The 18,391-nt window shown below is 59.1% G+C and carries 20 protein-coding genes; 13 read left to right on the top strand and 7 right to left on the bottom strand.

Annotated features, from left to right (window positions below; genetic code table 11):
- The first annotated feature begins 442 nt into the window (after positions 1-442).
- On the top strand, positions 443-2,104 hold the full coding sequence (locus RVM26_RS10700; RefSeq protein ID WP_498938562.1) for a peptidoglycan DD-metalloendopeptidase family protein: 1,662 nt from the start codon (positions 443-445) through the stop codon (positions 2,102-2,104).
- Positions 2,105-2,180: 76 nt separating this feature from the next.
- Here RVM26_RS10700 and RVM26_RS10705 read toward each other — a convergent pair whose 3' ends face one another.
- Entirely contained in the window at positions 2,181-3,818 is a 1,638-nt protein-coding gene (locus tag RVM26_RS10705) for a L,D-transpeptidase family protein (RefSeq protein WP_193460834.1), read from the bottom strand.
- 170 nt (positions 3,819-3,988) lie between these two features.
- Between RVM26_RS10705 and RVM26_RS10710 the strand changes: the two genes are divergently transcribed.
- The 6 genes from RVM26_RS10710 (at position 3,989) to RVM26_RS10735 (ending at position 11,244) form a co-directional block, all read left to right on the top strand.
- Positions 3,989-4,744, top strand: coding sequence for a murein L,D-transpeptidase catalytic domain family protein (locus RVM26_RS10710; protein WP_096922452.1), 756 nt, complete (start codon positions 3,989-3,991; stop codon positions 4,742-4,744).
- Between the two features lie 147 nt (positions 4,745-4,891).
- Positions 4,892-5,992 carry a CZB domain-containing protein gene (locus tag RVM26_RS10715; RefSeq protein ID WP_193460835.1) on the top strand — a complete coding sequence of 367 codons (1,101 nt, stop codon included), beginning with the start codon at positions 4,892-4,894 and terminating at the stop codon, positions 5,990-5,992.
- 89 nt (positions 5,993-6,081) lie between these two features.
- Positions 6,082-7,101: a patatin-like phospholipase family protein gene (locus RVM26_RS10720; RefSeq protein ID WP_193460836.1), complete on the top strand. Its 1,020-nt coding sequence runs from the start codon at positions 6,082-6,084 to the stop codon at positions 7,099-7,101.
- A gap of 333 nt (positions 7,102-7,434) precedes the next feature.
- A complete protein-coding gene (locus RVM26_RS10725; RefSeq protein WP_498938565.1) occupies positions 7,435-8,787 on the top strand; it encodes an MFS transporter in 1,353 nt (450 codons plus the stop codon).
- A gap of 73 nt (positions 8,788-8,860) precedes the next feature.
- Positions 8,861-10,135 (top strand): nitrate- and nitrite sensing domain-containing protein, encoded by a 1,275-nt coding sequence (locus RVM26_RS10730; RefSeq protein WP_498938567.1) that lies wholly within the window; start codon positions 8,861-8,863, stop codon positions 10,133-10,135.
- A gap of 110 nt (positions 10,136-10,245) precedes the next feature.
- A complete protein-coding gene (locus RVM26_RS10735) occupies positions 10,246-11,244 on the top strand; it encodes an LLM class flavin-dependent oxidoreductase (protein WP_498938569.1) in 999 nt (332 codons plus the stop codon).
- Between the two features lie 19 nt (positions 11,245-11,263).
- Here RVM26_RS10735 and RVM26_RS10740 read toward each other — a convergent pair whose 3' ends face one another.
- Positions 11,264-11,440, bottom strand: a complete 177-nt coding sequence (locus RVM26_RS10740) for a hypothetical protein (RefSeq protein ID WP_287808621.1) — start codon at positions 11,438-11,440, stop codon at positions 11,264-11,266.
- A 68-nt stretch (positions 11,441-11,508) separates the two neighbouring features.
- Positions 11,509-12,570 carry an RNA-guided endonuclease InsQ/TnpB family protein gene (locus tag RVM26_RS10745; RefSeq protein WP_498938571.1) on the bottom strand — a complete coding sequence of 354 codons (1,062 nt, stop codon included), beginning with the start codon at positions 12,568-12,570 and terminating at the stop codon, positions 11,509-11,511.
- A gap of 21 nt (positions 12,571-12,591) precedes the next feature.
- On the opposite strand from RVM26_RS10745, the gene tnpA reads away from it, so the two are divergent.
- Positions 12,592-13,008: an IS200/IS605 family transposase gene (gene tnpA / locus RVM26_RS10750; protein WP_287808625.1), complete on the top strand. Its 417-nt coding sequence runs from the start codon at positions 12,592-12,594 to the stop codon at positions 13,006-13,008.
- A 35-nt stretch (positions 13,009-13,043) separates the two neighbouring features.
- On the opposite strand, the gene RVM26_RS10755 is transcribed toward tnpA, so the two are convergent.
- Positions 13,044-13,478: a LysE family translocator gene (locus tag RVM26_RS10755; RefSeq protein ID WP_287808627.1), complete on the bottom strand. Its 435-nt coding sequence runs from the start codon at positions 13,476-13,478 to the stop codon at positions 13,044-13,046.
- Between the two features lie 83 nt (positions 13,479-13,561).
- On the opposite strand from RVM26_RS10755, the gene RVM26_RS10760 reads away from it, so the two are divergent.
- The 3 genes from RVM26_RS10760 to RVM26_RS10770 all read left to right on the top strand — a co-directional run bounded on the left by RVM26_RS10760 (position 13,562) and on the right by RVM26_RS10770 (position 15,303).
- The gene (locus tag RVM26_RS10760; protein WP_287808628.1) at positions 13,562-14,062 is read left to right on the top strand and encodes a GNAT family N-acetyltransferase; all 501 of its coding nucleotides are present in this window, start codon (positions 13,562-13,564) and stop codon (positions 14,060-14,062) included.
- A gap of 34 nt (positions 14,063-14,096) precedes the next feature.
- Positions 14,097-14,492: a hypothetical protein gene (locus RVM26_RS10765; protein WP_287808629.1), complete on the top strand. Its 396-nt coding sequence runs from the start codon at positions 14,097-14,099 to the stop codon at positions 14,490-14,492.
- Positions 14,493-14,739: 247 nt separating this feature from the next.
- Positions 14,740-15,303, top strand: a complete 564-nt coding sequence (locus RVM26_RS10770; protein ID WP_498938574.1) for a GGDEF domain-containing protein — start codon at positions 14,740-14,742, stop codon at positions 15,301-15,303.
- Here RVM26_RS10770 and RVM26_RS10775 read toward each other — a convergent pair.
- Complete coding sequence (locus RVM26_RS10775) at positions 15,281-15,868, bottom strand: DUF1415 domain-containing protein (protein ID WP_498938576.1); 588 nt, start codon at positions 15,866-15,868, stop codon at positions 15,281-15,283. The two genes, RVM26_RS10770 and RVM26_RS10775, sit on opposite strands and share 23 nt — an antisense overlap.
- 102 nt (positions 15,869-15,970) lie before the next feature.
- A complete protein-coding gene (locus RVM26_RS10780; RefSeq protein ID WP_498938578.1) occupies positions 15,971-16,639 on the bottom strand; it encodes a GntR family transcriptional regulator in 669 nt (222 codons plus the stop codon).
- Positions 16,640-16,854: 215 nt separating this feature from the next.
- On the opposite strand from RVM26_RS10780, the gene RVM26_RS10785 reads away from it, so the two are divergent.
- Together RVM26_RS10785 and RVM26_RS10790 are read left to right on the top strand one after the other, a co-directional pair.
- Positions 16,855-17,412, top strand: a complete 558-nt coding sequence (locus tag RVM26_RS10785; protein WP_016914715.1) for a chromate transporter — start codon at positions 16,855-16,857, stop codon at positions 17,410-17,412.
- Positions 17,409-17,939, top strand: a complete 531-nt coding sequence (locus tag RVM26_RS10790; protein WP_039176834.1) for a chromate transporter — start codon at positions 17,409-17,411, stop codon at positions 17,937-17,939. Before RVM26_RS10785 ends, RVM26_RS10790 begins: the two co-directional genes overlap by 4 nt.
- A gap of 228 nt (positions 17,940-18,167) precedes the next feature.
- On the opposite strand, the gene arfA is transcribed toward RVM26_RS10790, so the two are convergent.
- Entirely contained in the window at positions 18,168-18,335 is a 168-nt protein-coding gene (gene arfA / locus RVM26_RS10795) for an alternative ribosome rescue factor ArfA (RefSeq protein WP_096922430.1), read from the bottom strand.
- Positions 18,336-18,391: the final 56 nt, after the last annotated feature.

Below are 18,391 nucleotides of genomic sequence, written 5' to 3' on the forward strand. Positions count from 1 at the left end.
GAAACAAAAAAACACATTTTAAATATTAGCAATTACCCGCAAAAAGCCACGTTTGCGAGGTCGGGGGAGCGTTTTGGGCGATACGCTTTTCTGGCCCGTGAAAAACGTCCGTTTCAAGCGCTCATTTTGGTCGGTAAGTGCTTAAAATGCCGTTTTAATTAGACACAACTTACGCACATCTTTAATAACCATTCATTTGCGTCTATGGTTAAGAAGATGATCGCGCCATGCGGCGGTCATCGAAGGCAGTTTACGCCGTTACTTTTGTTAGCGAACGGCGTTCGAGAGCGGTTCTCATTGTCGAATATTTGCATATTTCGACGGAAGTATGTTTTGTGTATGGATATACAGTCTATTCACCCCTGCCTCCTTGGGGTATGGTTCCCGAGTTTGCTCACTTTCTTGTTACGTTTACTTCACAAATTCGGCGGTCCATTTACCCATGTTGCGAATCCTCCATTCGCTGCCCCGCACGCATAAATTGTTACTATTACCAGTGGCCACCATGGTCACTGTGCTGGGCGCACAAAAGCTGGTGACGACGTATAACGACCTGAATCAACCTCACACACCGCTGGAGAGCGTACTTGTTCCTCTCCCCAGCGACTCTGCTCCTGGTGTCCCCTCGCTGCGGCAAGAGCGAACGCCTGTTGCAGAAGCGATCGATCGCGCCTCCCGCGCCCTCGACGCCACCCGTGACCATATTCCCCTCAGCGAATTGACAGCAGCCGAGATCGTCGACCTCGACGTGATCACCAGTGCCGAAGCCTCCATGGCCAGCGTGCCTCCCCTGGCCGTTGCGCTCGATGACGGCGCGCTGCACATGGCCGTGATCGTGGGCACTCTTGCAAGCGGCATGCTCAATACCGACCCGACCGTCGACATTGCTGATGCTACTTCCTACGAAGATTACGATATCGAGCTGTTCGACGATATTTCCTTTCTCGAGCGCGAGCTGGCCGCTGAAGAGCCCTTCGTGCCCGAATGGCAGACGCACATCGTCGAGTCTGGTGAAACCTTTGCCGTGGTTGCTCAGAACGAACTGGGGCTAGGCTACAGCGAAGTACTGGCGCTGCTGGAGGACATGCCCGACCAGCGCCTGCTGACCAACTGGCGCGCCGGCAACAGCTTCGATTACCAGTTGGATGAAGAAGGCCGACTGCTGTCGCTGCGCATGATGCGCAACACCCGCGATGGCATTTTGCTGGAACGAGACAGCGAACACTTTGCCATCACCACCATCGAACGCCAGGGCGAGCCGGTACAGCGGCTTTACGCAGGCAGCGTGAGCGGCAGCTTTGCACGCTCTGCCCAGGCTACCGGCCTGAGCAGCAGCTCGGTCACCGAGCTGACCCGCCTGTTGGAGAAGAAACTCGATTTCCGTCGCGACAGCCGCCGGGGGGATCAGTTTCAGGTGTTGGTCGAGTCTGACATGATCGATGGTGAAACGCTGGACTCACGGGTTCTGGCGGTCAAATACGACGGCGAGCGCATGGATCTGACCGTGGTGCGCAACCCTTCTGACGACAACTTCTACACCCCGGAAGGCAACAGCTTGGACCCGGCCTTTGCCCGTCGCCCGTTCGAAGGCAACTACCGCCTGAGCTCTAATTTCAACCCGCGCCGCCTTCACCCGGTGACAGGGCGGGTCAGCCCGCATAACGGCACCGACTTTGCCATGCCGATCGGCACGCCGATCATCGCGCCGGCCAATGGACGTGTGGAGCGCGTGGGCAATCACCACGCGGCAGGACGCTATATCGTGATTCGCCATGATAACGGCTACCGCACGCGCTACCTGCACCTTTCGCAGCCGATGGTGAGCCAGGGCCAGCGTGTCGACATGGGTGAGCGCATTGCCCTTTCCGGCAATACGGGCCGCAGTACCGGCCCTCACCTGCATTATGAGGTCATCGTCAACAATTCGCCGGTCAACGCCATGACCGTCGAGCTGCCTGAAAACACCAGCCTGAGTGGCGATACCCTGATCGCCTTCCAGCGCCAGGCAGAACCGGTATTGGCAGCACTGGAGAGTGGCGAGACGGGCACCATCAGCGTGGCTAGCAACCGGAGCAGTGACGACGATAGCGACACCGTTCAATAACTCATCGTGATACGCCGTTCGACAGGCCGCCCCAAGGGGCGGCCTGTCGCTTATGTAGCATACGTGGAAGAGGGGATCAGGCGTCGCGTGCGGAGAGCGCCGATAGCAGTGCCGGGTCTCGGCGGTAGATATCATCTCGAAACTCTACCTCCCCCTGGGGGTTGGGCCAGGCGGTGAGGTAATGCAGCGCCACGGGAATGCGCTGAGGCAGGTTGACGTTCTGATCGCTGCGCCCACTGTTCATCAGCGCATTGAGCTGATGACGACTGCCGCTGTCCTGTAGCAGCATCTGGGCGAACTCCGCCACGCCTTCCACCCTGACGCAGCCAGAACTCAACGCCCGTTGATCCCGCTGAAACAAGCCGCGTGCCGGCGTGTCGTGCAGATAAATCATGTCGTTATTGGGAAAGCGTACCACGACCCTCCCGAGAGGGTTACGGCTACCCGCCACCTGACGCAGCATGACGCCTCCAGGGCGCTGCCAATCGATGCTCTGGGCATCCAGCGCTTCTCCTGAGGGGCTCAACACCTGGATGTTCTGCTGGGCCAGATAACCGACATCCTCACGTACCCGTGGCAACACGTCTTCCCGCATGATGGTAGGCGGTATGGTCCAGCTGGGGTTGATGGTCAGATGACTGATCGTGGAGTGAATGACCGGCGTTTCACGACGCGGTGTGCCCACAACCACTCGCGCATCCCACTGCTGACCGTCAGGCCGCAAATAATGCAGCCGGTAGCCCGCAATATCGACCCACACCCGAGGCTCGCGCTGCAAGGAGGGGCGTATCCAGCGCGCACGTTCCAGGTTGACCCGCAACTGATCGACCCGTGAAGCCACCGGCATGTTCAGCGCCAGCCGGGTACGCTCCCCCACGACACCATCTTCCTGCAACTGGTGGCGGCGCTGAAAATGCTTCACTGCTTGCACCAGGGTGTCATCGAACAGCTGCTGGTCACGCTGCGCCCCCTGCACGCCAATCATCGGGTAGGCGCCGCTGTCGGCTCCCAACAGCCCCGAGGCACCCCACAGGGTCAGTCGTTGGCGCAGCGTGACCACATCCGGGTCTCGGTCGCCGGGGCGCAGCGAAACCTCTCTGCCGGGCAGGTAAGGCACGCTGCCTTGCTCAGCCAAGTGACGGTAGGTGCTCAATGCCTGACGAAGCTGGGCGTACTCGGGTGAGCTGGGCCGGGCCATGGCCAGCGCCGACTCGACATCGTGGCGCTCCACGGCGCTCAGTACCCGAGGCAGCGCATAACTGCGCTCTGGGCGCGAGGCATCCCAGCCAGGTTCGACCTGCCGAGGATTGACCTTGCCCGACGATAGATGCTCCAGCGCCAGCAACAGGGCTCGGGTGGCATCGACATCGAAGCGTGCCTGGGCGGCAGCGTCCCATTCGCGGCTGGCACGGAACTCCTCCAGCAGCGTCGTCGCACGGTAATCCTCGGGTGTCAGGCCATCATCCAGCAAGCTATTCAGGCCCTGCACCAGGGCCACCACGCGGGCTTCATCCTGCCATACCGGCTGCCCGCCATTGAGCTGATAAAACGCTGCCACCGGCAGCGACTCCCCTGCCCGCTCGACCTGCTGTGACAAGGCTTGTTGCATCCCAGGGGGAGCAGGCTCCGCTGCCACCGCCAGCAAGGGGCCGGGCAGGACAAGGCCAAGCAGAGCGCCTATCGCCCATTGTCTTAGTCGCGGATGATCGTTCATCGCCTCTCCTTGCGTTATGATGCAGCGCTGTACGGCGCTGATGCCCAATGATATCGGCAGTTCCCATTACCGACCGAATAGCCTGACGCTCCCTTTCAGCATAGCTGCTTGCGCCTGTTCGTGGTCGTTTCTGGTGGGGGCTTATCGCACTTTTGGCAGGATGACACTCGATGCTCTCACGCTTGTATACCCGTTTCCGCTCTGATACCCCCCGTTTTTTGACCCTGATGACCGCCACGAGCCTGTTACTTGGCGCTTCTCCACTCCAGGCTGCCAGCTTTTATACCCAGGTCTCTTCCCAGCCCCCCATCGGCGTGTCGCCCCTTCATCATCAGTTGCAACAACTGGCGCCTGGCGCCTCCGGTGAGGCGCTCCGCCTGGCCGCACAAGCCATCGCTTGTGCCGACCCCTACGCCGAGCGCCTGGCCGTCATCGACTACTCGCTGCCCTCCACGGAGCCTCGCTTGTGGGTCTTCGACCTGCACCAGCACGCCTTGCTGTTCGAAGAGCTGGTGTCCCATGGCCGAGGGTCGGGTGATGCCGTGGCAGAAGTGTTTTCGAACGTCCCGGAAAGCTTTCAATCCAGCATTGGGCTGTTTCGCACCATGAACAGCTATTACGGGCGCAATGGCTACTCGCTGCGCCTGGAGGGCCTGGAGCCAGAGGTGAACGACCTCGCTTTCCAACGCGCGATCGTGATTCACGGGGCAGAGTATGTGAGCGAAGAGTTCATAGCCCAGACGGGACGACTCGGGCGTAGCCATGGCTGCCCTGCCGTTCGCGAAGACATCACCTACCCGCTTATCGACAGCCTCAAGGAAGAGCAGTACGTATTTGCCTACTATCCCGATGAAGAGTGGCTGGCGACCTCTTCCTTCCTGCGCTGCGGCCAAGATGACCACCTGCAGCTCGCACAGATGAGATAACCCGTTACGGCCAGACGACCCGCTTACTCCTTTATGGCGCCTAAAGCGTGATTTTCATCGCGAGACACGCTTTTTCCCAGGCAAACAGGCCATCTCCTGCAATAATTTGATACAAAAGATCACAAACCATTGCACGGCAGGTGTCTCATGTTTGCCTTCATGCACCCTTACCAAACCATCCGTCGTCTGGAACAGGAAAACGCCGCCCTGCGGGCCGAGCTGGCCATTGCTCGCAGTGCTCAAAGCTGCCGCACCCTCAGCTTGATGACGCCTTTCGAAGCCATCAGCCTGCTGCAAACCAAAGGGGCTCGCATGCTGGAGTCTCTCAGCAAAGGGGCTGCCGATCATGCTCAACAGCTCGCCAGTGAGCGAGCCACGCTGAACGATATGTTCGAGCAGCTTCATGTGGCCGAACAGACAACCCAGACACTGCACCAACAGCGGCAACGCCTGGCGCAGGCCGATGCGCATTATGCCGCGCCGTTTGCCAGCGAAGCCGCACTCCAGTCCCTGCGCAAGATTGCGGTGGAACTGGCGCGCAGCGCTGGTCATGCTCATGCTCTATCGGTCAACGCCTCACTGGAAGCAGCCCATCACCCTGCCTCAACGCAGCCAACGCCGATATGGCCGGTGATTGCTCAGGACATACAGCATATCTCCGAGCAAACTCAGCGGCTTGCCCAGCAGTTGGAGCAATGGCTGGAGCAGGCAGGCCACAGCCTGAAAGAGGACGCCCGAGTACTTGCCCATCAGCGGGAAGTAGCCAATGCCCTGGCCTGCACGGCCGACACAGCCGAGCGTGTGATCACACAGCTCAGTGACCGTGCTCGGCATCTCTATAAAGTCATACATCACGGCACCACCACGGCTTGTCTGGAGGCCGCCAAGCTGGAACACGCCGTCTGGAAAAGTCATATCTACCATCAACTGCTGTCAGCCAGTGTCGATGAACACCCGAGCGACCACCAGCACTGCGCCTTGGGCTGCTGGTACTTTACGGGCGAAGGCCAGCGCTATCAGCGGATGGACGCCTACCGCGCCTTGGCCGTCCCGCACCGGCGCTTCCACGAAAGCGGCCTGGAAGCACTGCGGCTGGCCAGGCAGGGGGACCACACGGGGCAATTGGCCGCTCTGGCCCTCATGGAAGAAGCGAGTATCACGTTGGCCGAACAGCTGGATCGGCTCATGGAAGAAGCGGTCTATGACACGCCCTTGCCCTCCCCTACGCCATTGACGGGAATGCCATAATCGATCCCAGCGTGGATAGCCAGGCTACCGAACGTGCTCATTTATGCCATGCTTAGGGGCAGGTTATTAGCCACTATGGGAAGGATCACATGGCATCAGCAAAAAAGCTCGACCTGGCGCTTCAAGGCGGCGGTGCTCACGGCGCTTATACATGGGGCGTGCTGGACCGACTACTCGAAGATGACCGAATCGACATCGAGGGCATCAGCGGCACCAGCGCGGGGGCCATGAACGGCGTCGTCATGGCCGACGCGCTGACTCGGGGCGGCAAGGAGACGGCTCGGCAAGCGTTGCGAGATTTCTGGAAAGCCGTCAGCCGAGCCGGCATGGCGAGCCCCATCCGCCGCTCCCCCATGGACGTACTGATCGGCAACTGGAGCCTGGATAATTCACCGGGCTATGTCGCCATGGACCTGATGACTCGTCTGGTTTCCCCTTATCAGCTCAATCCGCTGAACCTGAACCCCTTGCGAGACATCGTGGCGTCGCATATCGACTTCGACCGCGTGCGCCAGTGCGACCAGCTGAAACTCTTCGTCGCGGCGACCAACGTCCGTACCGGCAAGCAGCGCGTGTTTCGTCGTGAAGAGATGAGCGTCGATGCCGTCATGGCGTCGGCATGCCTGCCGTTCATGTTTCAGGCCGTCGAAATTGACGGCGAAGCCTTTTGGGATGGCGGCTACATGGGTAACCCCGCACTGTTTCCCTTGATGGAAGAGTGCAGCGCGCGCGACATACTGCTGGTACAAATCAACCCCATCCGCCGCGATGAGCTGCCCACCACGGCCTCGGCCATCATGAACCGGCTGAACGAGATCACCTTCAACGCTGCGCTGATCAAGGAAGTCCGCATGATTGCCCTGCTCAAGCATGCACTGGAGGAGCAAGGCATCGAAAACTGCTACCAGCAGGCTCTGTTTCATCGCATCAGTGGCGACAAGGCTCTGGAGAGCCTGTCGGTATCCAGTAAGCTCAATGCCGAATGGCCGTTCCTGTGCCACCTGTTCGACCAGGGCAAAGCGGCTGCAGAGCTATGGCTCAACGAGCACTTCGAGGCGATTGGTGAGCGCTCGACGCTGGATATCGACGCCGTGTACCTGCATGGCTAGTCCTTCGAGAGCAGGCACCCTCTGATATTGCGCCAACTTGGCGCACCCGACTCGGCGCTACTGCCCCAATCGAGTGCGCCCCTGCTCCCTCCCCTTGGCACCACACCCCCAGCGCACCCATCGTTATTCATTAAATCAATGTTTTATATTTAAAAAATGGCTAGTGGCGAATTATTTGCTTGGTGATTTCCAGTGTTATAGGCGTGGACCAGGCCCAGCCGGGTACGAGTGCGTCGAACCTGACCTTCAACGATGAAGGCATGTTCCCGTCTCTGTGCAGTGCCCTTGGCGTTGTGCGTTGACGAACTCGTTCCATGCTACCCGAGGCCACCCATGAACATCCGCCACAAAGCCAATCGTATTCGGCTGCTCGATTTCTCCACGCCACAGATGCGGGCATTCCACATGTCCTGGTTTGCCTTTCATATCTGTTTTTTTGGCTGGTTCGGCATCGCCCCGCTGATGGCTGTCGTACGTGAAGACCTGTCTCTGACGCAAACCCAAATCGGCAACACCATCATTGCTTCCGTGGCGATCACCGTGGTGGTCAGGCTGCTGATCGGGGTGCTCTGCGACCGCATCGGGCCGCGCAAGACCTATACGGGACTGCTGCTGTTGGGCTCCATTCCCGTCATGGGGATCAGCCTGGCCAACAGCTTTGAAACCTTTCTGCTGGCTCGCCTGGCCATTGGTGCCATTGGCGCGTCGTTCGTGATTACCCAGTACCACACCACCATGATGTTCGCCCCCAATGTGGTGGGCACCGCGAATGCCACCAGCGCCGGATGGGGCAACCTGGGGGGCGGTACGACGCAAATCCTGATGCCACTCATCTTCTCCGGAATACTCATGCTGGGCGTCAACGAAGCGCTGGGCTGGCGGCTTGCCATGCTGGTACCAGGGATCGTGCTGTTTTTGACGGGTATCGCCTATTGGTACTTTACCCAGGATGCCCCGGATGGCAATTTCAGCGAGTTGCGTGCTCGTGGAGAGCTACCGGAAGCCAGCGGCGAGTATGGCGCAGCGCAGAGCTTCATGGCTGCCGCCAAGGATATTCGTGTCTGGGCGCTGTTTGTAGTGTACGGGCTCTGCTTCGGAGTAGAGCTGACCATCAACAACATCGCCGCCATCTATTTTTTCGATACCTTTGATCTCACTCTGGCCACGGCGGGGCTCATTGCAGGCCTGTTCGGGCTGATGAATATCTTTGCCCGCACTCTGGGCGGCGTCTTTTCCGACCTGTTCGCCAAACAGGCGGGCCTCAAGGGGCGTGTACGCTGGCTCTTCATTGCCCTGATCTGCGAAGGCATCGCGCTGATTGCGTTTTCGCAGATGCACGTGCTCAGCATGGCGATTGGCATCATGCTGGTGTTCAGCCTGTTCGTGCAGATGGCGGAAGGTGCCACTTACGGGGTCGTCCCCTTCATCAACAAGAAGGCACTGGGGGCCGTGGCGGGCATCGTTGGTGCCGGGGGCAACATTGGTGCCGTCTCCGCCGCGTTCTTGTTTCGTAATGAAAGCCTCAGCTACCAGCAAGGGCTCTTTTATCTGGGCATTACCGTACTGCTGCTGGCTTCTTGTGTGTTGTTGGTACGCTTCAGCGATGCCACCGAGGCCGAGGAAGCCAAGGCCTACCGTGAGGCCGCCGGTGATCGTCATGAACAGGGCGCTCTCTCTTTACGCTAGCAGTTAAGCAGGCGCGTCTCTGGTCATCCAATGAGGCGCCGTCTTTTCAGGCGGCGAGTAACAAGGAACTATTATGTCTTCTGCCCAACAGCTACTCTTGACCGCGCTGCGCTGTGATATCGACAACCTTCATCATTTGGCCACCACCGCCGATATCGTCAGCGATATCAGTCAGTTCATCCACGTTCTGCAGCGCGAACGGGGCGCTTCGACCATTTATCTGGCTTCCCTGGGGAAGCGCTTCAAGGCACGCCGCGCCACCTACCTCGAACATAGCCAAAGTGCCGAGGCGGCCATGCGCCAGCGGCTGGAAGCGCTGGGCCAGGAAGTTCGCTCACAGGCAGAGGCCAGGCTGCTTCGCCGCATAGCGGGTGTGTGGCAAGCCCTGGATGAACTTCCGGCGCTGCGCCGCGCCATCGATCAGTTCACGATTTCGCCGGATGCGGCCACGCAGGCGTTCAACCACTTGATCAGCGGGTTGCTGGCCATCGTTTTCGAAGCCGCCGACACGGCCGTAGACCCCGACATTACCCGGGCACTGGTGGCCATCTTCCACCTGATGCAGGGCAAGGAGCTGGCCGGGCAAGAGCGCGCCTGCGGCGCTTTCGGGTTTACCCTGGGGCACTTCGATGACGCGCACCGTGAGCTGCTCAACCAGCTGATGGCCGCGCAGCAGCGCTGTTTCGACACCTTTGCCGAATTTGCCACCGCCGAGGCGTTGGCCACCTGGCAGCAGGCGCTTTCGCCCAAGACGTTGGCGGGCATCCGCGAGCTTCGCGATATCGCCTGCCAGCGCGCCAACGCGCCCATGGGCGTCAGCGACTCGCTGGGCGAAACCTGGTACGAACTCACCACGCTGCGGCTGGATACGATCAAGGCAGTGGAAGATACGCTCAACACGCAGCTGACCGCCCTGTGCCATCTCAAAATCGCCGAGGCCCGCAGGGCCCTGGAACACGCCACCAGCACGCCGGGCCATCCGCTGCCCGCTCCCTGCGAACAACTGCTCATGCTGGCCCCCTCGCAATCCTTGGGCGACCTGACGGCCAGCGCGCTTCACTCACCGCTCAGCCGGTCGCTGATCGAGCTGGCTCAGGCTCAGTCCAGCCGGCTGCAGGGCTTGAGCGACGAGCTGGAAAATACCCGCAAGGCCCTGCGAGAACGAAAGCTGATCGAGCGTGCCAAGGGGCTGATCATGGCCCACCAGGGCATGAGCGAAGAGGAGGCGTACCGTTTTCTACGCAAGACCTCCATGGACCAGAGCCGTAGCATGGCCGACATGGCTCAGTCGATTCTCGACCTTTCCGCGATGCTGCAGCGTAAAGATGACAAGCGCCAGCGCCATTGATGGCCGTCTGGCACCTTGCAATTTGCCAGGGGCACCCGCATAAACGGTGTATTCGAAAGCGTGCTAATAAATCGAGCCGCTTGTCCATGACCGTTTAAGCAGGTGTCACCATGAGCCAACTTGCCAACACTGCGCTGTCTGTTCTGGACCTGGCGCCCATTCGTCAAGGGGGCAGTGCCGCCGAGACCTTTCAAGACAGCGTGGCCCTGGCCCAGCACACGGAGCGACTGGGCTACCAGCGCTACTGGCTGGCCGAGCATCACAATATTGCGGGTATCGCCAGCGCCGCCACGGCCGTGCTGATTGGCCACGTGGCAGGGCAAACGTCCACCATTCGCGTTGGCAGCGGCGGCATCATGCTGCCCAACCACCCCCCGCTGGTAGTGGCCGAGCAGTTCGGCACCCTGGAGACACTCTACCCCGGCCGGATCGACCTGGGGCTGGGCCGTGCCCCTGGCTCGGATGGCGCGACCATGCGTGCCCTGCGGCGGCACGCCCAGTCAGGTGTCGATGACTTTCCAGAACAGCTGGAAGAGCTGCGCCGCTACCTGGGCGAAGCCCAGCCCCAGCAAACCGTCAAGGCCGTGCCGGGCCAGGGCACCCATGTGCCCATCTGGCTGCTCGGGTCCAGTGGCTACAGCGCCCAATTGGCCGCCAGGCTAGGGCTCCCCTTCGCCTTTGCTGCGCAGTTTGCGCCGGGCTATCTCTTCGAAGCGCTGCGCCTGTACCGCGACCAATTCCAGCCCTCCGAGCATCTGGCAGAACCCTACGCCATGGTAGGGTTACCCGTGATGGCAGCCGACAGCGACGACCTGGCCCACTATCTGGCCACGACTGCCCAGCAGAAGTTTCTCAATTTGATTCGCGGCCGTCCGACGCAGTCACAACCCCCGGTCGATCATCTGGACTGGAGCCCCATGGAGCGCGCCCAGGTCGCCCAGTTTCTTGGCGCGGCCATCATCGGTGGCCCTGAAACGGTCAAGGAGCAGCTGGCCGACTTCCAGGCACGTACCGAGGCCAACGAGCTGATGATCAACAGTGACTTCTATCAGCACGCGGACCGCCTGCGCAGTTATGAGATCGTCGCGTCAGTCGTCAAGGACGCCTGACACGTTCACCTGGTGACCTTCAGCCTTTGGCAATCAAGAAAGCACCTGCCGCCAGCATCAAGGAACCTGCTGTGCGGTTGGTGCCCTTCTGGGCGCGTTCGGACTGGAAAAAGCGCCGTGCCGACGAGGCAAACGACGCCACCAGCATCAGCCCCATCATCAAGCCCACTAGGGTAAGCCCAACCACCAGCAGCATGTCGCCATGGTTCAGCGTGGTCAGGTCAATGAAGGTGGGTAGAAACGCGATTTGACGTCCTCCCCGCCCTAAAGGACGGGGATTCCAACTTCTTGAGGGCAACGTCCTGCCCCGAGGCTGAGGATATTCCGGGCCGCATTCACGTCCCGGTCGTGGAGTACACCACACTCCACGCACTCCCAGACCCTTACTCGCAACCCGTTGACGCCCTGCGGCCCGCTAAGCGAGCCGCACGACGAACAGGCGCGGGTGGTGTTGGTTTCGCGAACGACCTTGAAGACGATGCCTGCGTGAGCGCATTTATATTCCAGCATCGTTTTCAGTTGTGACCAGCCAACGTCGTAGACGCTTTTGGCCATCTTGGTCTTCGCGAGCTTGGTTGAGGAAACATCGCCCACGACGATTTCGCCGTACTGGTTGACGAGTTTCCGGGAAAACTTGTGCTGCGCGTCCTGGCGACGGTTCTTGATCTTGGCGTGAATAGCTTTTACCCGCCGCTTGTTGCGGGCACGTTGGGCTGTCGCCAACTGGTCTTCCATGCGGCGGTAGAAGCGGCTGTTTTCCAGCCTTCCTCCATCGCTACAGGTGGCCACATCCTTGAGCCCAAGGTCGATGCCAACGGCGCCCTGCCCAAGCGTCGGCTGCACGTCCACCTCGACCGCAACATTGAAATACCACCGGCCCCGGCTATCTTCGTTGAAACTGCCGGCACGGAACTTGTATGTCGACAGGCCGTAGCTATCCCACACCTTGAAGTAGGTGCCGTTGTGAAATACCTGCCCGTTCTTCCACTTGGCCGCGCCGGTATTGACCGGAATCCAGCCAAGTGAGCGGCGTACACCGCCGGACTTGCGCCAATTCAAGCGGGGCTTTTTGAACTGCTTGCGGCGGGCAACGTATTCAGCAGCGATGCATTGCAGCGTTTGGCTGTGCAGGCCGAGGTCCTTGCCAGCACCCTTGGTATAGGGGTGCATGTCGTAGGCAGACAGAAACAGACCTTTCTCCCGAATGGCTCGGGAAGACAGTTCGTTGAGGTAGTTCCAAACAAAATTCACGCTGCGGGCCATGCGGTTAAGCTCGGCGGCGTGTTTGTCCTTCACTCGAACCTTGAGGGTCTTGGTCTGCTTCATGGCTTCGAATATACTTGGTCTATGGAAACCAAACAAGCTATCAGAACAGGAAGACACTGCGTTTTTAAACTCCATGCCCATTTGGTCTTTGTCACCAGGTATCGGGGCAAGGTGTTCACCGGCGCGCATCTCAACTCCCTCGAATTGCTTTTCGACCGAGTGTGTCGGGACTTCGAGGCGGAGCTACAGGAGTTCAACGGTGAAACCGATCACGTCCATTTGCTTGTCAACTTTCCACCCAAAGTGGCGGTATCCAAGCTGGTGAATAGTTTGAAGGGGGTATCCAGCCGGCGGATGAAGTTACTACACCCTGAACTGGTGCAGCCCGCCTACCGGAAGAACTCGCTGTGGAGTCCAAGCTACTTTGCGGGAAGTGTCGGAGGCGCCCCCCTGAGCATGGTCAAGCAGTATATTGAGCAACAATCGAGGCCGGACTAGGGGCGCTCTCGCGCCCCTCGCTATCCATCCTCGCACTAGAAGTACGAGGTTTTTCGCGATGTTCGATAAAACAGGATGACCTTCGGGTTGGAGGCCGAGATCAGGACCCCTTGGGTAAGCCCCTTGAGGGCCTCACGAGCGGATGTGGCCGCCACGGGCGTACCGCCTTCCAGGCGCGGGGGCGTGACGCTGGCCGTCCACATTTTCCAGCCCAGATAAAACAGGTAAGCCGCGCCCACATAGCGCAACACGGTGAAGGCTTCACCCCAGTTTTCTGCCAAGGCAGCCAGCCCATAGAAGGCCAGCATCAGATAGATGACATCACTCACGGTCATGCCCACAGCCAGCGGCCAGCAGGCGCGCACGCCTTGGGACATCCCCTTGGCCAGCAGCGCAAAGATACCGGGGCCAGGAGTAATGGCGAAGACGAAGATCGCCACGAAATAGGTCAGGGCACTCTCGAGGGTCATGTGAGGGCTCCCCATCTTTCGGTTGACGCTTACAGGCATCCGCTTATGCTAGCGTATGCCATGTCTTGTATGCAGGAATACTCATGCAGCGTTTTGCATTTACCCCGATGACCCGCGACGATTTCGCCCTGTTCTGGCCAACGTTCCAGAGTATTGTAGCGGCACAGGAAACGTACGCGATAGACCCCGACATCACCTTTGATGATGCCTACCACCTATGGTGTACGCTGCCGCTGCACAGCCTGGCCGTCAAGGACGAGCAAGGTCAACTGCTGGGGGCTTATTACCTCAAGGCCAATGCCGCAGGCCCCGGCAAGCATGTCTGCAACTGCGGCTATATGGTGACACCCCATGCACGCGGCAAGGGCGTGGCCCGCGCCATGTGCGAACACTCTCAGGTACTGGCCGGTGACGCTGGCTTCGAGGCGATGCAGTTCAATGCCGTCGTGGCCAGCAATCACGTTGCGGTCACCCTGTGGCAGCGGCTGGGATTTGCCATTGTCGGCACCGTACCCCAGGCGTTTCGCCATCCGTCGCTGGGACTGGTGGACACCTACGTCATGCACAAACCTCTCAACAAGTGACTCGTAGTGAATGCTTACATAGCGCATTGAGGCCATGACCGGCAGACATCACTACTCACGGCTGATTACCGATACGTTTCGTAATGATCTCGCGACAGGAAACTACGCCGCGCTGGTGGCGTACCGCGACTATCTGAACACCGAGTTTGATGTACTGACAGATGCCATTAGAGCACTCAATCGTCGGGCCCAGGAACTCTCCGCCACGGAGATTGCTCAGGCAGAGCGTTTGCACCAGTTAACCCTGATCTTTAGCGGCATCTTGATTTTCCTGGCAATCGCCCTGTTCGTTGGCGTACAAATCGGTATCCGTAGACTGATCGTAAGCCCTTTGCAGCGGGCCATGCAGCTGTGTGAAAACATCGCCCAAGGCGATTTGACCAGCGATATCGAATCTTCGCACGCCGAGCCGGAATGGGAAGAGTTTTGATCGCCGCCTCGTCCATGGCGCTCTAGCGGCATCACGCTATCGATAACCCCATGACGCAGGCCAGGCTGGCCTGCGTCATTGCCCTGCTCTATCGTACAAAAATTAAAATTGCGATAGGGTAGCCCTTTTCCGCTGCTGACTGCCTCCCAGGCCTCCCCATGCCGACATCCTACACTTCATTACGCCGCCTGCCGCTTCGCACTCGCATCATCGGCTTGATTACGGCGCTCGTCTTTGCCATCACGCTATGGTCGAGCGCCTGCAGGACCAGCGCCAGACCATCAATCAACTGGTGGACCTGGTGAATACCGACCCATTGACCGGCTTGCCCAATCGCGCCTTTCTGAATCAGTACTTGCAACATGCTCAGCCGGAAGCCCAGCGCCAAGAGCAGAATCTGATCATGCTGATGTTCGACCTGGATGGCTTCAAGAACGTCAACGATACACTGGGGCATCATGCGGGTGATCTATTGCTGATCGAAATCACTCAGCGCTTGAAGACCACCCTGCGCAGTGGTGATGTGGTCGCCAGGCTGGGCGGCGATGAGTTCCTCATGGTCATCAAGAGCACGCCAGAAAATAGTCACTCTCTAGCCGAGGAAGTAAGCGAGCGCTTACTCACTAAAATCGCACTGCCTATCGAATTGCCCGGCAACATGACCGCCCAAGTCGGTTGCAGCCTGGGCGCTGCGGTGTGGCCCGAACATGGCATGGACATGCAACAGGTCATACGCCATGCCGACAACGCGCTGTATCAGGCCAAGCATCAGGGCAAACATCGCCTGGTCATTTATCGACCTGACCAGTAAAACAGCGCTGCCACTGCCGCTCCAGCGCATCCTGGCCCATCTCGGTGAGGTAAGTGATGTTGCGCTCAGGAATGATCGAGGTGTCGCCGTAGAACTCGATGGCTTTTTCCACGCTGGCTTCACGTAATACGTGGATCATCGGATGCGGCGAACGGTTGGAGTAGTTGGCGGCCTCGTCGGGGTCGGCATCGGCGAAGCAGTAATCGGGGTGAAACGTCGCCAGTTGATACACGCCCTCATAGCCCAGCTGTTCCAATAGCTGTTCCGCCAGTTCCACGAAGTCCAGGTAGTGGTCGAAGTTTTTGAACAGCGTGGGAAACACCAGCAGGCTGGTTTCTGCCTCTGAGTGGGCATCCAGCCACTCGAACTCGGCGACCAGCTCCTCCAGCGCAATATCCACCTTTTTGGAGCGCACGACTTCCACACGCACCGCCTCGCGCTCCAATTCACGCTTGGCAAAGGGGCAGATATTGTGCCCGACGATGAAGTTGGCCACCCAAGTGAGCGTCTGGGCAACGACCAAGGCATCGTCAGCGTGATGCGAAGCAGAGGAAGCGGTATCCATAAAGCTATTCCTAAAAACGATTCCTAAAAACGATTCCTAAAAACGATTACTAAAAACTATCTCTAAAAAAACTATCCCTAACACTCTTTTGGGACCCAGCCATCAGGCATGCTGGTGGTATCGCGCCAGCGCGACTTCATAGGATTTGTGGATATGGTCGTCCATTAATGCCCGCGCAGCAACCGCATCACGTTTCAGGGCAAGCGCTACCAGCTGATGGTGCTGATCGTCCAGTTCCTGACGGATGGTGGGCATTTTCGGGCCTAGCCGACGGTAGCGATCGAACTGATCGTGCAACTGCTCGATGAAGCGCAGCAGCCACACCGAACCGCAGGACGCCACCAGCGTACGATGAAACTGGGTGTGCAGCCGCTCCCACTCTTCGACGTTTTCCAGCGTGAGATCGGCGCGTTTGAGGCGGTGTGCCGCCGCCAGCAGGTCGGCCTCCCATACCGCATCTCCGTGGGCGATGGCACGCTCCAGCGCCATGCCTTCGAGTTCGGTGCGCATCCGAGCAATGTCGTCCAGTTCTTCTCGGGAGAGCTTGGGTACTCTGAAACCACGTTGATTCTCCTGAATCAGCAGGCCATAGGCTGCCAGCTTGTTCAAGGCTTCACGTAGTGGGCTCAGCCCCACCTGATACTGCTCCTTGAGCGCATTGATGGCCAGCTTCTCCCCTGCCGCAAAACGCCCCGCGACCAAATCACGGCGCAAAACGTCGTAAATGGAGCCAGGCACTTTCTCTGCGGAGAGCTGAATATGTTTGTTCATTACCGAGTCCTCAGGCAGGTTTTTCTCTGCATCGGTTGGCGGAGATGATGAGACCAAGTGTTGACGCCCCTCGACAGGCTCACCTATATTCTATTTTAGACAAGATAATCGATTTTTTAACCTACAAACGATCAAAGAGTCATCCGCATGCCATTCGACCCCGCTTCGGCCGTTGCCACGCCGTCCTCGAAGACGTTTACACAGGCGTTCGACACATGAAACAAACCGCGCTCTTCTGGGCTTTTTTCAGGGTGGGCATTTTTGGCTTTGGCGGTGGCCCCTCCATGATACCGCTGGTGCATGCAGAAGTCGTGACACGCCATCAGTGGCTCACCGACGAGGAGTTTGCCGATGTGCTGGCGATTGGCAATACCCTGCCGGGGCCCATCGCCACCAAGATGCCAGGCTACATTGGCTACCGCGTGGCGGGCATCAGTGGGTGCGTGCTCTCCGTGCTGGCAGTGGTGTTGCCCATGCTGATCGCCATGGTCGTGATGCTGGGTGCTTTCAGTCGCTATCGCGACATTGGCTGGATACAGGGCATGGGGCAGGCCGTGATCCCGGTGGTGATGGTCATGATGGGCCAGCTCACCTGGGATTTCTTCGATAAATCACGCGCCGCGCTGGGCTGGCTGGTCAGTATTGTCATGGCCGTCGTCGCGGGTGGCGTCATCTACTGGCTTGGCGTTCACCCAGGCTTCGTCATCGGCGCCATTCTGCTGGCAGCGCTGCTGCGGCCAAACCGCCAAGCGCGCTCGAAGGAGGCCGCATGATCTACTGGGAGCTGTTTCTGGCGTTCTTTATTCCCAACATCGTGGGTTACGGTGGCGGGCCGGCCATCATCCCGCTCATCGAGGCAGAAGTGGTTGGCCGCTACGGCTGGATGAGTTCGCAGGGGTTTGCCGAAACCCTGGCCCTGGGTAACGCGCTTCCCAGCCCTATCGCCACCAAGATGGCGGGCTATATCGGCTATGAAGTCGCTGGCCTGGGAGGCGCCGCCGTTGCCGTGGCCGCGACGGTGGTTCCTTCCCTGCTGCTGATGATCGGGGCACTGGGGCTGCTCTACCGCCACCGTGAATCGCCCAGGGTCAAGCGCATGAGCCAGTGGGTACGCCCGGTCATTGCCATCATGATGGCGTGGCTCACGCTCAGTTTCCTGCTGGAAAGCACCGCCAGTAGCGGCATCGTTCACACCCTGATCATCGGTATCGTCGCGGCCATCGCGCTTGTGCGATTCAACACCCACCCCGCTTTCGTTGTCATCGGCGCACTGGTTTATGGGGGGCTCTTTCTGGGCTGAAGAGATCGAGATCTAAGGAACCGCTGATCAATTCGTCTCTAAGCGGCTGAAACGCTCATAATGGCACTTTCACTGCATCAGCGGTCGCTTTCTGACCAGAGAAGGTGGTCAATTAAAAAAGCCGACCGACACCCCAAGGGGCCTGGGTCGGCGAAGCTGATGAGAGTCTGCAATCACGCGTCAGCGTGTGCAGTGATGCTTGGGGAAAGCATCGCCAAACTGCCTGCGTCAAGCGGCTTGGCGATGCCCTCTGTCGGTTGATCGAGTCAACCTTCCCCGTCCTTTGCGCGAGTAGCTGCCCTTGCCCTTCTTGGGCGTTTGCTGCTGCAGTTTGAACATGGGTGTTCGCAGCTGTGCTTTCAAGGCATTGTCCTTGATACCGTGTCGCTTTTTCATACGTTTACCTATGTAAATTTCTTCGGACTTGCAAACGAGCATTGGTCCGCTTCTGG

The sequence above is a fragment of the Halomonas sp. KM072 genome (assembly GCF_050710315.1).
GTDB classification, from domain to species: domain Bacteria; phylum Pseudomonadota; class Gammaproteobacteria; order Pseudomonadales; family Halomonadaceae; genus Vreelandella; species Vreelandella hamiltonii.

Bases quoted from the DNA above. Each gene is read 5' to 3' on its own strand.
- RVM26_RS10765 (WP_287808629.1), top strand. From the start codon at position 14,097: ATGACCGGCAGACATCACTACTCACGGCTGATTACCGATACGTTTCGT.
- RVM26_RS10790 (WP_039176834.1), top strand. From the start codon at position 17,409: ATGATCTACTGGGAGCTGTTTCTGGCGTTCTTTATTCCCAACATCGTG.
- RVM26_RS10705 (WP_193460834.1), bottom strand. From the start codon at position 3,818: ATGAACGATCATCCGCGACTAAGACAATGGGCGATAGGCGCTCTGCTT.
- RVM26_RS10740 (WP_287808621.1), bottom strand. From the start codon at position 11,440: ATGCTGCTGGTGGTTGGGCTTACCCTAGTGGGCTTGATGATGGGGCTG.
- arfA (WP_096922430.1), bottom strand. From the start codon at position 18,335: ATGAAAAAGCGACACGGTATCAAGGACAATGCCTTGAAAGCACAGCTG.
- RVM26_RS10730 (WP_498938567.1), top strand. From the start codon at position 8,861: ATGTCTTCTGCCCAACAGCTACTCTTGACCGCGCTGCGCTGTGATATC.
- RVM26_RS10760 (WP_287808628.1), top strand. From the start codon at position 13,562: ATGCAGCGTTTTGCATTTACCCCGATGACCCGCGACGATTTCGCCCTG.
- RVM26_RS10775 (WP_498938576.1), bottom strand. From the start codon at position 15,868: ATGGATACCGCTTCCTCTGCTTCGCATCACGCTGACGATGCCTTGGTC.
- RVM26_RS10755 (WP_287808627.1), bottom strand. From the start codon at position 13,478: ATGACCCTCGAGAGTGCCCTGACCTATTTCGTGGCGATCTTCGTCTTC.
- RVM26_RS10785 (WP_016914715.1), top strand. From the start codon at position 16,855: ATGAAACAAACCGCGCTCTTCTGGGCTTTTTTCAGGGTGGGCATTTTT.
- RVM26_RS10745 (WP_498938571.1), bottom strand. From the start codon at position 12,570: ATGAAGCAGACCAAGACCCTCAAGGTTCGAGTGAAGGACAAACACGCC.
- RVM26_RS10780 (WP_498938578.1), bottom strand. From the start codon at position 16,639: ATGAACAAACATATTCAGCTCTCCGCAGAGAAAGTGCCTGGCTCCATT.
- RVM26_RS10720 (WP_193460836.1), top strand. From the start codon at position 6,082: ATGGCATCAGCAAAAAAGCTCGACCTGGCGCTTCAAGGCGGCGGTGCT.
- RVM26_RS10710 (WP_096922452.1), top strand. From the start codon at position 3,989: ATGCTCTCACGCTTGTATACCCGTTTCCGCTCTGATACCCCCCGTTTT.
- RVM26_RS10770 (WP_498938574.1), top strand. From the start codon at position 14,740: ATGGTCGAGCGCCTGCAGGACCAGCGCCAGACCATCAATCAACTGGTG.
- tnpA (WP_287808625.1), top strand. From the start codon at position 12,592: ATGGAAACCAAACAAGCTATCAGAACAGGAAGACACTGCGTTTTTAAA.
- RVM26_RS10700 (WP_498938562.1), top strand. From the start codon at position 443: ATGTTGCGAATCCTCCATTCGCTGCCCCGCACGCATAAATTGTTACTA.
- RVM26_RS10715 (WP_193460835.1), top strand. From the start codon at position 4,892: ATGTTTGCCTTCATGCACCCTTACCAAACCATCCGTCGTCTGGAACAG.
- RVM26_RS10735 (WP_498938569.1), top strand. From the start codon at position 10,246: ATGAGCCAACTTGCCAACACTGCGCTGTCTGTTCTGGACCTGGCGCCC.
- RVM26_RS10725 (WP_498938565.1), top strand. From the start codon at position 7,435: ATGAACATCCGCCACAAAGCCAATCGTATTCGGCTGCTCGATTTCTCC.